General features: G+C 43.3%; 15 protein-coding genes. All 15 read right to left on the reverse strand.

Annotated elements, in window-relative coordinates; genetic code table 11:
• Window position 1: 1 nt before the first annotated feature.
• The 15 genes from B7692_RS02795 to B7692_RS02865 all read right to left on the reverse strand — a co-directional run bounded on the left by B7692_RS02795 (window position 2) and on the right by B7692_RS02865 (window position 14,850).
• On the reverse strand, window positions 2–760 hold the full coding sequence (locus tag B7692_RS02795; RefSeq protein ID WP_033677999.1) for a threonine/serine exporter family protein: 759 nt from the start codon (window positions 758–760) through the stop codon (window positions 2–4).
• Between the two features lie 88 nt (window positions 761–848).
• Complete coding sequence (gene pknB, locus B7692_RS02800) at window positions 849–2,750, reverse strand: Stk1 family PASTA domain-containing Ser/Thr kinase (RefSeq protein WP_000614549.1); 1,902 nt, start codon at window positions 2,748–2,750, stop codon at window positions 849–851.
• Window positions 2,747–3,487, reverse strand: a complete 741-nt coding sequence (locus B7692_RS02805; protein ID WP_084929838.1) for a Stp1/IreP family PP2C-type Ser/Thr phosphatase — start codon at window positions 3,485–3,487, stop codon at window positions 2,747–2,749. The genes pknB and B7692_RS02805 overlap by 4 nt, the downstream gene beginning before the upstream one ends.
• 14 nt (window positions 3,488–3,501) lie before the next feature.
• Window positions 3,502–4,815 carry a 16S rRNA (cytosine(967)-C(5))-methyltransferase RsmB gene (gene rsmB, locus B7692_RS02810; protein WP_192855465.1) on the reverse strand — a complete coding sequence of 438 codons (1,314 nt, stop codon included), beginning with the start codon at window positions 4,813–4,815 and terminating at the stop codon, window positions 3,502–3,504.
• A complete protein-coding gene (gene fmt / locus B7692_RS02815; protein WP_000163673.1) occupies window positions 4,808–5,743 on the reverse strand; it encodes a methionyl-tRNA formyltransferase in 936 nt (311 codons plus the stop codon). Before fmt ends, rsmB begins: the two co-directional genes overlap by 8 nt.
• Window positions 5,744–5,755: 12 nt before the next feature.
• On the reverse strand, window positions 5,756–8,152 hold the full coding sequence (locus B7692_RS02820; protein WP_020903001.1) for a primosomal protein N': 2,397 nt from the start codon (window positions 8,150–8,152) through the stop codon (window positions 5,756–5,758).
• A gap of 65 nt (window positions 8,153–8,217) precedes the next feature.
• The gene (rpoZ, locus tag B7692_RS02825) at window positions 8,218–8,532 is read right to left on the reverse strand and encodes a DNA-directed RNA polymerase subunit omega (RefSeq protein WP_000979235.1); all 315 of its coding nucleotides are present in this window, start codon (window positions 8,530–8,532) and stop codon (window positions 8,218–8,220) included.
• A 24-nt stretch (window positions 8,533–8,556) separates the two neighbouring features.
• Window positions 8,557–9,183: a guanylate kinase gene (gene gmk, locus B7692_RS02830; protein WP_000775041.1), complete on the reverse strand. Its 627-nt coding sequence runs from the start codon at window positions 9,181–9,183 to the stop codon at window positions 8,557–8,559.
• 128 nt (window positions 9,184–9,311) lie between these two features.
• Window positions 9,312–10,925 carry a ribonuclease Y gene (locus tag B7692_RS02835; protein ID WP_000404934.1) on the reverse strand — a complete coding sequence of 538 codons (1,614 nt, stop codon included), beginning with the start codon at window positions 10,923–10,925 and terminating at the stop codon, window positions 9,312–9,314.
• A 235-nt stretch (window positions 10,926–11,160) separates the two neighbouring features.
• Window positions 11,161–11,760, reverse strand: a complete 600-nt coding sequence (locus tag B7692_RS02840) for a response regulator transcription factor (protein ID WP_042900265.1) — start codon at window positions 11,758–11,760, stop codon at window positions 11,161–11,163.
• Entirely contained in the window at window positions 11,761–12,858 is a 1,098-nt protein-coding gene (locus B7692_RS02845) for a sensor histidine kinase (RefSeq protein WP_084929840.1), read from the reverse strand.
• The gene (locus tag B7692_RS02850) at window positions 12,858–13,595 is read right to left on the reverse strand and encodes an ABC transporter permease (RefSeq protein ID WP_084929841.1); all 738 of its coding nucleotides are present in this window, start codon (window positions 13,593–13,595) and stop codon (window positions 12,858–12,860) included. Before B7692_RS02850 ends, B7692_RS02845 begins: the two co-directional genes overlap by 1 nt.
• A 1-nt stretch (window position 13,596) precedes the next feature.
• On the reverse strand, window positions 13,597–14,481 hold the full coding sequence (locus B7692_RS02855; protein WP_084929842.1) for an ABC transporter ATP-binding protein: 885 nt from the start codon (window positions 14,479–14,481) through the stop codon (window positions 13,597–13,599).
• The gene (locus B7692_RS02860) at window positions 14,468–14,662 is read right to left on the reverse strand and encodes a hypothetical protein (protein ID WP_045612718.1); all 195 of its coding nucleotides are present in this window, start codon (window positions 14,660–14,662) and stop codon (window positions 14,468–14,470) included. The genes B7692_RS02855 and B7692_RS02860 overlap by 14 nt, the downstream gene beginning before the upstream one ends.
• Window positions 14,659–14,850 carry a hypothetical protein gene (locus B7692_RS02865; RefSeq protein ID WP_012972435.1) on the reverse strand — a complete coding sequence of 64 codons (192 nt, stop codon included), beginning with the start codon at window positions 14,848–14,850 and terminating at the stop codon, window positions 14,659–14,661. Before B7692_RS02865 ends, B7692_RS02860 begins: the two co-directional genes overlap by 4 nt.
• Between the last annotated feature and the right edge of the window lie 187 nt (window positions 14,851–15,037).

The following is a 15,037-nucleotide window of genomic DNA, read 5'->3' on the forward strand; positions in this document are numbered from 1 at the left end:
ATTAATTCATCAATACCAAGGCGACAGAAGTTCCCGCCCCTAAAGCAAGGGTAATGAGCAGGGATTCAAACATCTTACTCATACCAGAGTTTATGTGGTTGGTCATAATATCGCGAACCGCATTGGTCAAGGCAATTCCTGGTACAAAAGGCATGACCGCACCAGCTATAATCAAATCTGCCGTTGAAGGAAAACCTGTGTAGCGAGCCCAAAACTGGGCAATCATCCCAAAGACAAAGGCTCCAGCAAAGGCCGTCACAAAGGGAATTCGGATAAACTTTTCCACATAGAGAGAAAAGGCAAAACCAAATAAGGTAGCCACTCCTGCCCCAAGTGCGTCGTAGATATTTCCACTAAACATAACTGAAAAGAAAGGAGCACTAAAGGTCGCAGCCAGAGTTACCTGCAACTTAGTATAGGGAAGGGGTTGAGCTTGTAAGGCCGTCAATTGCTTGAAGGCTGTCTCTAAATCAATCTGCCCCCCTACCAACTGACGAGAAATCTGGTTGACATCGCAGACTTTCTCGATGTTATAAGAAGAGGAAGTCACGCGTTTCATTCGCGAAATATTGGTATTTTCAATGGAGAAAAAGATAGCGGCAGGCATGGCAAGAACATTACAATCCACAATCCCCTGCGAATGCGCAATACGAATCATGGTATCTTCTACGCGATGAATCTCTGAACCACTTTTGAGGAGAATGGTTCCTGCTAGCATAATCACATCAATAACGGCATTTAATTCTTTTGATTCTTCCATGCTTTCCTCCTTTTATCAACTCCTTCTATTCTATCACAAATTTGGAGTCAAAAAAAATCTTTGCCATGAAATCATGACAAAGATTCGTTTAATCACGAGAATTTTCGTGGTTCCCTTCACTACTTGATTGAGTAGTAGCAGGTGCATTCCCTCGTTGATTTCCTTGTTGGTTCCCCTGACTTGGTGTCGTAGTAGAACCTTGGTTTCCACGTTGGGATGGTGCTGATGATGACGTTGACGGTGGTGTTTTTGGTTTGTAGATTGAAATCTTGACACGCGTCTTAGTCAAATCAACCTTTTCACCTGCTTTTGGACTCTGTTCAACGACTGTACCCTCAGCAGTTCCATCAGGAGCTGTCGACACTTCTACAACTTCAATATTGGCTTCTTTAATACCGACAATTTGAACGAGATTGTTTTTAGTAAATTCAAGACTAGATCCTATATAACTTGGCATGGCAACGCTGGTTACTTTCTTAGCAACGGTTAAGGTAATCGTTGAGGCCTTGCTCAAATCATAGGTTGTTCCGGCAGCTGGACTCTGTCTGAGAACAGTTCCTGCTTCACTCTCACTTGATTCTTCTTCCTCAATCTTGATGAGATTTTCAGGAACCTTCTTCTGCTTGAGTTCTGCGATAACATCTGTCGATTTACGGCCGATATAGTTACTCAATTGGAAGGATTGCTTGCCTGAAGAGACAACCAAATTGATTTTCGAACCTTCTTTTCGAGTCTTTCCAGCTTCAGGATCTGTACGGATAATCCGCCCTTCTTCCACCTTTTCACTAGCCTCTGATTTCTCCTCGCCAATCTCAAAATTGGCTTTCTTGAGCGTTTCCTTGGCCTCCGCAACTGTCTGACCTGCCACATCTGGAATGGCAATGGTTGCAGGAGTTCTGGATAATATCCAAACAAGAGAAGCTGCCACCAATACAATGCTGGCCAACAAAATCATATAACGAACTCTAAATTTCCGTTTCTTAACAGGCTTACTTGCGTAATTGTCTTCTGAAGCCTGCTGACTCGGCTTCGCAGTCTGTGGCTTCGGACTTTGTGTTTGCACCTTAGGAATCGAGGTCAAGGTACTCTGGGATACCTTTGGTAGAGTCTTGGTGTCTGCCTTAGTAGTATCATTAAATACCAGTTTAGGCTCATTTCGACGATTGTAAGACAAACTACTAGACAAGTCCACATACATCTCTGCAACTGACTGATAACGATCTGTCAATTTCTTGGCAGTTGCCTTGATAACAACATTCTCCAAAGCCTGAGGCACAGATGGATTTTCATCAATAACTGACGGCAGTGGTTTCTGGAAATGCTGAAGGGCGATGGTCACCGCGCTATCCCCGTCATAAGGGATATGACCTGTCAACATCTCATAGAAAATAATCCCCATGGCATAGATATCACTCTGTACCGTCGCCTTCGAACCACGCGCCTGCTCAGGTGACAAGTAATGAACCGACCCCAGCATAGAGTTAGTCTGGGTCAGACTCGTCTCTGCAAAGGCGACCGCAATCCCAAAGTCTGTGACCTTGGCAGTCCCATCTGGTGTCAAGAGGATATTTTGCGGTTTCAAGTCCCTGTGAACAATTCCTCTGGTATGGGCCAAACGCATAGCCAATAGGATTTGTCCCATGATACGGACGGCTTCTTCATTAGAAAGAGGATAGTGTTCCTTGATATAGCGTTTAAGGTCCAGTCCAGCAACATATTCCATTGCGAGATACTGTTGACCATCTTCCTCACCAATATCTGTTATCCGAACGATATGAGGATGGTCTAGATCTGCCATAGCTCTCGCTTCACGCTGAAAACGAGCTACAGCTATCGGGTCCGTCTGGTAGTTGGTCCTCAGGACCTTCACTGCCACTTCTTCTCCGTCTAGAATTAAATCCTTGGCCAAATAGACATCTGCCATGCCTCCTCGGCCAATCTGTTTCACAATCCGATAGCGTCCGGCAAAAATCTTGCCGATTTGGATCATTCTGCATCCTCCTCGTTCATAGAAACAAGGGCAACCGTAATGTTGTCTAAACCTCCTGCATTGTTAGCAAAACGCACGAGCGTCGCTGTTTTATCTGCCAAAGGAATATCACTGGTTACAATATCACAAATCTCACTGCCTGAAATCATGTTAGTCAAACCATCACTATTGAGCAAGAGATAGTCACCTGGCTCAAGGGTAATCATTCCAAAATCAGGTTGAACTTCATCTTTTTGACCGATAGATTGAGTAATAATATTTTTCTGTGGATGACTAGCAGCTTCTTCTGGTGTCAATTGACCTGCCTTAAGCAATTCATTGACCAAAGAATGGTCGCTTGTTAACTGGTGGTATTCTTCCCCACGAATCAAACCGATACGAGAATCCCCAATGTGGGCATAGATAGCCTGATTGTCAATAATAGCAACAGCTTCTAAAGTTGTTCCCATTCCTTTATAGGCATCATCTTGTCCAAGTTGATGAATCTTTTGATTTTCAATTTCTAGGTAATTGGCGAACCATTCACGCACTTCATTGACTGTATCGATCTGGGTATCAACCCAAGCTATACCTAGGTCTGTTACTGCCATTTCACTAGCGATATTCCCTGCGCGATGACCTCCCATCCCATCAGCTAAAATAATCATAGTACGCCCAGCTCTATTGACATAGTGGTTGACATAGTCTTGGTTATTTGTTCGTTTCTGACCAACATCTGTTAATAATGAAATTTCCATGTGTCAGTTCCTTCCTAATCCGATATCTTGCGAAATTGACTGATGAAGAATCCATCACTTCCATACAACTCAGGTGTAATGAGGATACAGCCGTCTTTCATGATATCCTTACATTCATGTTCTAGTTTTACCTGCTCGAACTCGGGATGACTTTCTAAAAACGCCTCAACGACTTGAAAATTCTCCTCTGAGACAATAGTACAGGTACTATAAGTTATTATACCACCTTTGCGTAGTGTTTGACAAACACTACCTAATATTTCTAGCTGAATTTCCTGTAAGGACGCGAAATCTGCCGTTTCTTTATTGTATTTGATATCTGGTTTGCGTCGCAGAAGACCAATTCCTGAACAGGGAGCATCTACCAAAATCTTATCAAATGAATCCTGACCAAAAAGCTCATGCACCTTTCTGGCATCCAATTTTTGCGTTTGAACCCGGTCTGCCACACCCAGACGTTGGGCATTTTCTTGGATTAAGTCCAACTTATGGTCGTACAAGTCCAGAGCCGTAACCTGACCTGTCGTGAGATAAGAAGCTATATGGGCTGTTTTCCCACCCGGAGCCGCACAAGCATCAAGCACTCGCTCATCTCCCTGCAAATTCAAAGTTGGCGCAACCAATTGACTGGACTCGTCTTGGATGGTTATAGCTCCCTCCACAAACAAATCATGGCCTGCAAAATGCCCTTGCTCCTTAACCAGACCAGAGAGAGACAAGGATGAATCACTGGCCTCCAACAAGGTTTGGATTTCCTCTTTTCGTCCTAGGTCTGTTACACGAATGCTGGCCTTGTTTCGCACTAAAAGGCTTTCAAAAATAGCTTGAGCTCGCTCTTCTCCGTATTCTTCCTTGAGCTTGGCAACTAGCCAAACTGGAAGAGAATAGGCAATAGAATCACGCTTGTTTTTTCGCTTGATGCTAGCAATATCTGGCCAGCCTTCACGCAAGATACGGCGAAGGACAGCGTTGACCAATTTTTCACTGCCTTTTTTACGGACTTTGGCCAATTCTACTGCTTCATTGACCACAGCATGGTCTGGAATCTTGTCCAAATAGCGGAGCTGGTAAGCACTCATGAGAAGAAGGACATAAAGCCAACTATCTAACTGGTCTCTGTCTTCGATAAAGTGGGATAGGTACCATTCCAGAGTCAGTTTACGGGCTACCGTTCCATAGACCAGCTCGGTCACCAAGCCCTTGTCTGCTGCCGAAAGTTGACTTCCCTTGAAATGCTTATTTAAGGCGATATTTGAGTATGCTTGATTGATAAAAACATCCTCTAATACTGCTAGGGCTAAACTTCTAGCCGTTTCTACTTTAGTCACCAAATCGTTCTCCTACAGTCAATGTACGTCCAACTCCATTGAGGAAGGAAGCAATGTCCATCTTAGGTTTACCAGCTGGCTGCACTTGTTTGAGGGATAGAGCCCCTTCTGCCGTTGCGACAATCAATTCTTTCTTACCAGTAGAGAGAATCTCACCTGGATTTCCCTGACCTTCTACTGGTAGTGCTTCATAAATCTTAAAGCGGTCGCCCTTAAGGAAAGTATGGGCAACAGGCCAGGGGTTCATGCCACGGATTTGGTTAAAGAGTTGACGATTGGTTTTGTTCCAGTCCAGTTTTTCTTCCTCTGGCTTGATATTTAGCGAGAAAGTGACCTGACTTGGATCCTGCGGTTCAGGTTTGATTTCCCCAGCAATGTAGGCAGGCAAAGTGTCCAAAAGCAAATCACGACCAACTAGCGCCAATTTCTCAAACAAGGTGCCGACATTGTCCTCATCCGTGATTGGAATACTGCGACGAGAAATCATATCTCCTGCATCCATTTCCTTCACCATTTCCATGATGGTCACACCAGCTTCCTCATCCCCTTGAATCAAGGCATAATGGATAGGCGCACCACCACGGTGTTTGGGAAGAAGGGAAGCGTGAACATTGACCGCAAAGTCCATGCTATCAAGGAGTTTACTTGGCAGAAACTGCCCAAAAGCAGCAGTCACAATTCCATCTGCTCCTAGCTTCATAATAGCTTCCATCTCAGGACTTCCAGATAATTTTTCAGGTTGATAGATTGGAAGTCCTGCTTCCTTAGCAGCCTGCTTGACTGGGGTTTCTTGAATCACTTTTTTTCGCCCAACAGCACGGTCCGGCTGGGTCACAACGGCTAGAATTTCGTAACGGTCATCTGTCAAAAGTCCTTTTAAGACTGTTGCTGAAAAGTCGGGTGTCCCCATAAAGATTAATTTTGTCATATCTTCTCCTTCTTATAAAAATTGCTGTGGCTCATGGTCAATGCTGAGACGGAGCTCACTATTTTCCCGTTCTTGAGTCAAGGCTAAGACCTGGTTGAGGGTCGGACTTAGCTCATCTTCTAAACGGTATTTAATCAAAATCTGGTAATGATAGAGGTTGTGGGTACGAGCAATCGGTTTGGGGGTTGGCCCAAGAATGTTACTGGTCTCTGACAATCCTGACCGCAAAATATTCATAACTTCATAAGCACGTTTGACCACCTCTTCTTCTTTCTTGTGAGAAAGGGTAATGCCAATAGTGAAATAGTAAGGCGGATAACCAAGTTGTCGTCTGATTCCCATTTCATAGGCATAAAAACCTTCGTAATCCTGATCCTTTGCAAATCGAATAGCGTAGTGCTGAGGATTGTAAGACTGAATCAAGACCTGCCCAGCTTTTTCAGCACGACCTGCCCGGCCTGCAACCTGAGTCAAGAGCTGGAAGGTTCTCTCAGAAGAACGGAAATCAGGTAGATTCAATGCCGTATCCGCATTGAGAACTCCAACTAAGGTTACATTAGGAAAATCCAATCCCTTGGCAATCATCTGAGTACCTAGTAAAATATCTGCTTCTCCTCGCCCAAACTGGTCAAGAAGAGCTTGGTGACTACCTTTCTTACGAGTCGTGTCCACATCCATCCGCAAAATGCGGGCCTGCGGAAAGAGTTCTGCCAGCTCATCATAAGCCTTCTGTGTCCCTGTCCCATAGTAACGAATACTTCGGCTCTTACAGTTAGGACAGACCTGAGGAATGTCCTTCGAAAAACCACAATAATGGCAGTTCATGGTCTTGGTATCCATGTGCAAGGTCAAGGAAATGTCACAGTTAGGACAAGTATCCACGGTCCCACACTCCCGACACATAACAAAGCTAGAATAACCACGACGATTGAGCATAAGAACCACCTGCTCTTTTTTAGCCAGACGATCCTGAATCGCTTCTAGCAAAGGTGGCGTAAAGTTTGACGTTTCATTTTGTCCGATATAGTCCCGAAAGTCAATTACTTGAACCTCAGGGATCCTAGCTAAAGGATTGGCGCGCTGGGTCAGACGTAAATGTTGATAAACGCCTTTTCCAGCCCGAGCACGGCTTTCCAGACTAGGAGTTGCTGAACCAAGTACCAGTGCTGCTTGATTATACTGGGCCCGTAAAATAGCTACCTCTCTAGCATGGTAACGGGGATTGCTGTCCTGCTTATAAGTCGCTTCATGCTCCTCATCGATTATAATGACACCTAGATTTTTCAGCGGAGCAAAGATGGCAGATCTGGCACCCACAACAACTTGAGCATCGCCACGTTCCACCTTGCGCCATTCGTCGTACTTTTCACCATTGGATAGGCCTGAATGAAGAATGGCCACTTTCTCACCAAATCGAGCAATAAAACGCTCCGTCATTTGTGGAGTCAAGGAAATCTCAGGCACCAGCAAAATAGCTGTCTTGCCCTTGTCCAAGGCTCCTTGGATAATCTGCAAATAAACCTCCGTCTTCCCACTTCCTGTAATCCCTTGAAGGAGGAAAGGAGGCTGATGACTGCCAATCGCACTGACAACCGCATCACGCGCCTGTCTTTGCTCTGGATTCAACTCTAAAGGCTGACTTGCTTCAATCCCTTCAAAATAAGCAGCCGAGCGTTGAACTTCCTTTTGAACTATGGTCACAGCACCTTGTTCCACAAAGAAGTTGACTTGCTCCCGCGAGTAGGACTCTAACAAACTAGCCAAAGAAGCGCTCTCTGGATGAGACAGCAGATAGTCTCTCAGTTCTAACTTTTTCTTGGCGCGTGTAGAAATCTCTACACCTTCTAACTGAACAAGGTCTACCTCATACCAAGACTGGGTCTTGACCTTCTTTTGATCAATCGCCTGATATTCTAGACCAAGCAGGCCTTTTCTAGTCAAACGCATCATTTCAGCTTGCTTACCTAAATCTAGAGAAGAAAAGGCAAGCGAATCTTCTGAACCAAACAAGCGCTCTCGGTCTTCCTGACTCAGACCTGCCATAGGATAGAGAATTTTGTCATAGCTAGAGTTCAGAAACCCTGGTAACATAGCCTTGAGGATAGAAATTTTATAGGAAAAGACGGATTTACGGAGCTCCTCAGCCAGCCAGAGTTGTTCTTGCGTGAGAACAGGGGAAAAATCCAGTACCTCGGCAATATCTTTTAAATCTTGCTCCATCTCTTCTTCATCCAATTGGGACTCCAAACCAAGAACAATCCCTTGAATCAGGCGATTTCCCTTACCAAAAGGCACATGAACTCGCATCCCAACTTCCAGCATTCCCAGAAATTCCTCAGGAATCCTGTAACTATAGGGCTGGTCCGTCTGCATCAAGGGCACATCTACAATAATCTTGGCTATGGGCATCTTCTCACCTCCTCCTTGTCAGTACATTCTTGCAATAGAAAAAATAAGATTGAGTCCCCCCAACCTTAAATTTTTTCACCATCTTCTTTTTCTTTAGCGATTTGCTCTTTGATTTTCTTTTCTTCTTCTTCTTTGCGGCGTTTTTCTTCTTCGATACGGCGACGCACTGCTTCACGTTTTCCTTCTGGATCTGGGTGAATTGTAACGTTTCCTGATTCGATTTCTTCTAAAGCGCGAAGAGTTGATTTTTCAGACTTGAAACCTTGAGTTGCTGGCGCACCTGCTTCCAATTCGTGGGCACGTTTTGCTTCCAAGATTACGAGTGAATATTTTGAAGGAACCTTGTCGAGCAAGGTATCAATAGAGGGTTTTAACATCATTTGCTTGTACCTATTTTCTAAATTTTATCGGGTAGTTGGAGATTTTGGTAACATCTCCTGATAGTGACCAATGACACGATCCACACGGAAGTGTTCTGCTTCGATCACACGTTTGACACGCTCAGCAGCTAGGGGCACCTGATCGTTAACAATCGCATAATCATACTCACGCATGAGGGCAATTTCTTCCTTAGCTTTTTCGATTCGTTGGGCAATCACTTCTGCACTGTCTGTTCCACGACCTACCAGACGATCTTGTAATTCATCCAAATCTGGTGGTGTCAGGAAGATAAAGACAGCATCTGGAACCTTTTTCTTGACCTGAAGAGCGCCCTGAACTTCAATTTCAAGGAAAACATCGATTCCCTTGTCCAAGGTTTCATTGACATAGGTCAGAGGAGTTCCATAGTAGTTGCCGACATATTCTGCATATTCCAACATCTGACCTTGACGAATCAGCTCTTCAAACTCTTCGCGAGTACGGAAGAAATAGTCAACACCATCCACTTCTCCAGGACGTTGTGCGCGTGTCGTCATCGATACAGAGTATTGAAATTGGTTTTCAGAACTCTCAAAAATCTCTCTTCTAACCGTTCCTTTTCCAACCCCTGAAGGACCAGAAAAAACGATTAGTAAGCCTCGGTCTGCCATTGTGTCTCCTTTAGTCAGTCTGTGAAATAACATTTCTCTAGAATAATGACAAAAAGCCAGATTATCCTTTACAGTCTTTCTATCTAGTGTAACAAAAAAGCAGTAATTTTTCAACTGCTCTTTCTTATTTATTTAGCATAATCTACTGCACGAAGCTCGCGAATCACGGTTACCTTGATATTTCCTGGGTAATCGAGATTGTTTTCAATTTTCTCACGAACTTTGTGAGCCAAGATTGTGACTTTGTCGTCCTTGATTTGTCCTGGATTAACCATGATGCGGATTTCACGTCCTGCTTGAAGGGCAAAGCTATTTTGTACCCCTTCAAAGCCGTTAGCAATTTCTTCCAAATCATGGAGACGCTTGATGTAGCTTTCAAGAGACTCACTACGAGCACCTGGACGCGCCGCACTCAAGGCATCTGCTGCAGCGACAATTACTGCAATCACACTTTCTGCTTCGACATCGCCGTGGTGGCTAGCAATTGTATTCACCACAACTGGGTGTTCCTTGTACTTACGAGCCAATTCCATACCGATTTCAACGTGGCTACCCTCAACCTCGCGGTCAATAGCTTTCCCGATATCGTGAAGGAATCCAGCACGACGGGCAAGAGCCGCATTTTCACCAAGTTCGCTCGCCATGATACCAGCCAACTTAGCAACCTCAATCGAATGACGCAAGACATTTTGTCCATAAGAAGTACGGAACTGCAAACGTCCCATAATCTTCATCAAGTCTGGATGAAGGTTTGGCGCACCAATCTCATAGGCTGCTGCCTCACCGTATTCACGGATCTTATTGTCAATCTCTTGACGGTTTTTCTCAACCAACTCTTCGATACGAGCTGGGTGGATACGACCATCCTTGAGCAACATTTCCATAGTCATACGTGCAATCTCACGACGAATCGGGTCAAAACCTGACAAGGTCACCACTTCTGGCGTATCGTCGATAATCACATCAACCCCTGTCAAACTTTCAAAGGTGCGAATGTTACGACCTTCACGACCAATAATGCGTCCCTTCATAGTATCGTCTGGCAGATGAACCGTTGAGTTTGTCGACTCGGCTACATATTCACCAGCGATACGTTGCATAGCTTGAACCAAGATGTCCTTAGCCATTTTGTCAGAACGTTCCTTGACCTCTTGCTCAGCTTCACGAATACGGCTAGCAATCTCCTTGGTCAAGTTTTCCTCTGTCTGTGCCAAGATAATATCTCGTGCTTCTGCCTGAGACAGAGCACCAATACGCTCTAGTTCTGCTTCTTTTTGTCTTTCGACTTCCTCTAATTGCTCTTCACGCGCATCAAGGTTTTTAGCTCTATCAGAAATACTTTGTTCTTTTTGTTCAAGTGTTTGTTCTTTACTCGTCAAATTGTCGTCTTTACGGTCAAGGCTAGTTGCTCTCTCTGTCAAACGACTTTCGATTTGTTTGAGTTCTTGACGTTCTGATTTGAATTCAGCGTCCACTTCTTCACGGTATTTTCTGGCTTCTTCTTTGGCCTCCAATAGTGCTTCTTTTTTAAGAGACTTACTTTCACGCTTAGCTTCATTAACCAATAAATCCGCTTCACGTTCAGCTTGTCCACGTAAATTAGTTGCTTCTTGTTCAGCATTTAAAAGCATCAACTCTGCAGCTTCCTGAGATGATTTCATCTTGGCTGAGATGCTGACATATCCAATGACTAAACCAATGATGACGGCAAAAACAGCAATCGCAAGCGACATGATTTCCATGTTTTTACCTCATTTTATTGTTATTCCGAATGACATACATTCTTTTACATTCTACCATAAAAAAGTGATTTTCACAAACCTAAAATAGAATATGTTTTGAGGAATTTAGCAATTTTATCTCCGTGGTACCACCTTAGACTAAACCAAAAGGAGGAATCCCACCCTCCTAAAGTTAGTATTGTTCCATTCAATCCCATCAATTTTAGCACATAATTGTTTTCGAGATATGATAGTATCACAACCAACCAGATTCTTTCGCAATATTAGCAGCTTCTGTTCGATTACCAGCATCTAGTTTCGAAAGAATATTGGTAACATAGTTTCGGACGGTTCCATTGGATAGATAAAGTTTGTCTGCAATTTCTTGGTTAGAGAAACCCTGAGCGATTCCCTTTAAAACTGCGATTTCTTGCTCTGTTAATGGATTGGGATGCGTCATCACCACTTCCATCAATTCAGGCGAATACTCCTTGCGCCCTTCAAGGACAGTGTGCAAGGTTTGCATGAGGTCTGCAATATTTCTTTCTTTTAATACATAAGCATCTACTCCAGCCTTGACTGCACGTTCAAAATACCCAGGACGCTTGAAGGTCGTCACTACAACCACCTTTGTTTCTAGATTTTCTGCTCGTATCCACTCCAAGACTTCGAGGCCCGTCTTAACAGGCATTTCTACGTCAAGGATGGCAATATCCACAGACTCCTTTTCTAATAGTTGGATTGCTTCTTGCCCATTCTTGGCTTGAAAGACAGACTCTACATCCGGTTGAAGCGTGAGCAACTGGCACATGGCATCTCGCAACATACTTTGATCTTCTGCGACTAATACTTTCATCTATTTTCTCTCCTTATAAGGTAGTCGAACCTGAACTTCTGTCGGTTGTTTCCAACTAATTACCTTTACTTCTCCCGAAAATGGAAGAACACGATCTCGAACTGTATGGAGCTCATCTCCTTTTATAGAAGCGAAACCACAGCCATCATCTCTCACTGTTAGAATGAGTTCTTTCTCTGTCCGTTCTAATTTTAAGTAGACTTTAAACGCTTTAGCATGTTTGATGATGTTGGTCACTAATTCAAGCAAAATCATGGAAGCCGTTGACTCCAATTCCTGAGTTAAGCTAGCTGTATCTAGTTGATTAGCTATTTCCACCTCAATTCCAGCAATTTCTAACATCTTTTTCACAGTCTCTAGTTCGGATGTCAAAGTTCTAGACTTAAGATTTTCCACAATAGTTCGCACTTCATTCATGGAATCCTTACTGATCTGGTGAATTTCTTTTAATTCCTTTTCCACCTGTGGATAAGCCTCCATCTGAAACAACTGCAAGGCTAAATCTGTCTTGACACTCAGCATAGCAAAAGTGTGTCCCAGACTATCATGCAAATCCTGACCGATACGACTGCGTTCATTTTCAGCAAGCAATAGATTTATCTGGGCATTTTGCTTAGCCTGCGCTTCTTTCAAATCCTCCACAATCCGAATCCGAACCAATCCAAAAGTCATTAAATCGACAAAAGTAAGAATTACAAGTAGATAGAATAGAAACTCAACTTCGATTCTCTGAAAAATCAACAGTTGGCCCACAACAAGGACTTGAGCAAGAAGAAAAGTCCAGACATGTAAAGACTTTAAACTACGTACGCCAAAATGATAACTTAAGAGGTTAGAAAGGAAAAAGAAGAACCAGATATAATTAACAGCAACAAAGGCAGTATTCCCAACTACATAAGTCAGCATGAGACCCCAATATAGCCAAGATAGGCGCTGGCTCTTAGTTGTTAAAACACCCAAATATGCCACTACAAATAGAATATCAATGAATAAATGCCAGACAGAAAGCCACCCAGTCACTACAGGTAGGATGGGGAAAATCATAAAAATTAAACTGGCCCAAAACATATAGTGTATGCTTTTCAGTCTTTCAAGCATTAAGAATTCTCCTTATGACCTTGAAGGTAAATGGTCAAACCAAACAAAACTGCTGAAAAAACAAGTAGATAAACTGTGGCTGATAGATTGATGCTACCCTCGTTTAAGAAGGTCTTGAGCAACTCCATCAACTGATAAGTTGGTAGACACTTCCCGATTGCTTGCATCCAGTCTGGAAATAAAGAGATGGGCATCCAGAGTCCGCCTAAAACAGCCAAGCCTAGATAGAGAAGATTGCCCACGACAGACATCAGCTGACTAGAAGGCAAGAGTGTCAAGGTCAAGCCAAGCGCTACAAAAGCTACACTTCCTACTATCAGCAAGAACGCAGCCCCAATCCAGCTTCCTAAAGGCATATCCACACCTCTGACCAAGTGCCCAACTGAGAAAACAACCAGGATTGAGACCAGATAATCAACCATCATACTTGTTATCTTTGATAGATAATATTCTACCATATTTACCGGAGTATGGCGCAATGTTTTCTGCCAGTTGTTGATTTTATCTGTATGTAAAACAGCTGGGAATGAGAAGATAGCTGTCGACATCATGGAAAAAGCCGTCATGGAGATGAGGTAGTCGCGCATAAAATTCGCGGGTCCACCTGGTGTGTCCTGGTACATGCCTGAAAAGAATAAATAGAAGGCTGTCGGCATCCCTACGGATAATAGATAATAGACTAATTGTCGTTTGGTCAATAGAAATTCTATCTTGTTTAGTGCGATCCATCGTTTCATCTTAGTCATCTCCCTTTTGTGTTTCTTCAAAGATTGTATCCAACAAGCTACGATTATTGACTTCAATTTCTTGAATCCTACATCCTGCTTGCACTAACAGTTGCCAAAAAGCATCCGCTTCACGTGTAACTACTTGCAAAGCATCTTGTTTTTGTGACCAGTTTTCAACCAAGACTGACTTCTCAACGACTTCCTTGTAAGCTAGAGGAAGGATAAAATGCTTTTCAATCTCCTCACTACGCATGGCTAGAGGCGTCGTATCACGAATCAACTCTCCCTTATTCAAGACCAAAATCCGGTCCGCTGTATGCTCTACCTCTTCGATATAATGGGAGGAATAGAGAATGGTAACTCCCTTAGCTTTTAGTTCCTGAACAATTTCCCAAAAGCGTTGACGAGTTGAAGTATCCATGGCAGCAGTTGGTTCATCTAAAAAGACAAGCTTTGGTCGCCCAATCAAGGTCAAGACAAAAGAGAAGAGACGCTTTTGCCCGCCTGACAATTTTTCTGCGAATTGCTCTTTCTGATGCTGGTCAAACTGCAATAGTTGATCGATTTCCTGGTTGCTCAAGGGATTTGGATAAATACTTTGAAAGAAAGCAATCAACTCTTTGACCTTTAATTTCTGAACGATGACATTTTCTTGAGGGAGATAGGATCTTGTGTAGTCTAACTGAGAACTCGTCACTGGCAAGCCTTGGATGGATACTTGATCGCTTGTGACCCGTTTATCTCCAAGCAAACAGTCCAAGAGTGTGGTCTTCCCAGCACCATTGGGCCCAATCAAGGCGACGCATTCACCTTCAGCTATCTCAAAGGAAATATCCTTCAAAATAGCCTTGCCCTTGATGTTTTTATTTAGGCTTTCTACCTTAATCATGTTCATGATATTCTCCTTTCAACCACTCCTTTCCCATAGGAAAGGCGATAAAAATCATAAATCCCAGTCCCCAGGCACCGCGAATGGCTTGGTGAAGGAAGGCTTGATCAAACCAACCTGTAAACATTTCTACCAACCATACCACTAGTGATAGTCCAATAAAAAGATAGAGAAACGCTTTTTTCATTTTTCAAACTCCTTTTTCACATCTGAGACTAATTTCAAACCTTCTCGGATAAGCCAGGACATCATTCCAAATCCTGCAAATAGCTCCCAAGGAAAATGATAGAAATCTTCATCCAATCCTGAGAACATGAGATAAGTCATGACTCCTGCTGCTACTAAACTCATTGCGACAATTACTTTATGTTTCATTTTTTCTTCCTCCACTTGATACATCTAGTATAATTCTTTGAAGGTAGAATCACTAGAAGCTTCTGTCATGAGGAGATATGACAAATGTCATTAAAAACTCCAAGCAGGCAGATCCTGCTAACTCATGACAGAAAAAGAAGTTTAGCCTATAATGAAGGCGAACAATACCAAACCGTGGTGTTTAATA

It is taken from the genome of Streptococcus mitis (assembly GCF_002096925.1).
Lineage (GTDB): Bacteria > Bacillota > Bacilli > Lactobacillales > Streptococcaceae > Streptococcus > Streptococcus mitis_AF.

Bases quoted from the DNA above. Each gene is read 5' to 3' on its own strand.
- B7692_RS02795 (WP_033677999.1), bottom strand. From the start codon at position 760: ATGGAAGAATCAAAAGAATTAAATGCCGTTATTGATGTGATTATGCTA.
- pknB (WP_000614549.1), bottom strand. From the start codon at position 2,750: ATGATCCAAATCGGCAAGATTTTTGCCGGACGCTATCGGATTGTGAAA.
- B7692_RS02805 (WP_084929838.1), bottom strand. From the start codon at position 3,487: ATGGAAATTTCATTATTAACAGATGTTGGTCAGAAACGAACAAATAAC.
- fmt (WP_000163673.1), bottom strand. From the start codon at position 5,743: ATGACAAAATTAATCTTTATGGGGACACCCGACTTTTCAGCAACAGTC.
- B7692_RS02820 (WP_020903001.1), bottom strand. From the start codon at position 8,152: ATGCCCATAGCCAAGATTATTGTAGATGTGCCCTTGATGCAGACGGAC.
- rpoZ (WP_000979235.1), bottom strand. From the start codon at position 8,532: ATGATGTTAAAACCCTCTATTGATACCTTGCTCGACAAGGTTCCTTCA.
- gmk (WP_000775041.1), bottom strand. From the start codon at position 9,183: ATGGCAGACCGAGGCTTACTAATCGTTTTTTCTGGTCCTTCAGGGGTT.
- B7692_RS02835 (WP_000404934.1), bottom strand. From the start codon at position 10,925: ATGGAAATCATGTCGCTTGCGATTGCTGTTTTTGCCGTCATCATTGGT.
- B7692_RS02840 (WP_042900265.1), bottom strand. From the start codon at position 11,760: ATGAAAGTATTAGTCGCAGAAGATCAAAGTATGTTGCGAGATGCCATG.
- B7692_RS02845 (WP_084929840.1), bottom strand. From the start codon at position 12,858: ATGCTTGAAAGACTGAAAAGCATACACTATATGTTTTGGGCCAGTTTA.
- B7692_RS02850 (WP_084929841.1), bottom strand. From the start codon at position 13,595: ATGAAACGATGGATCGCACTAAACAAGATAGAATTTCTATTGACCAAA.
- B7692_RS02855 (WP_084929842.1), bottom strand. From the start codon at position 14,481: ATGAACATGATTAAGGTAGAAAGCCTAAATAAAAACATCAAGGGCAAG.
- B7692_RS02860 (WP_045612718.1), bottom strand. From the start codon at position 14,662: ATGAAAAAAGCGTTTCTCTATCTTTTTATTGGACTATCACTAGTGGTA.
- B7692_RS02865 (WP_012972435.1), bottom strand. From the start codon at position 14,850: ATGAAACATAAAGTAATTGTCGCAATGAGTTTAGTAGCAGCAGGAGTC.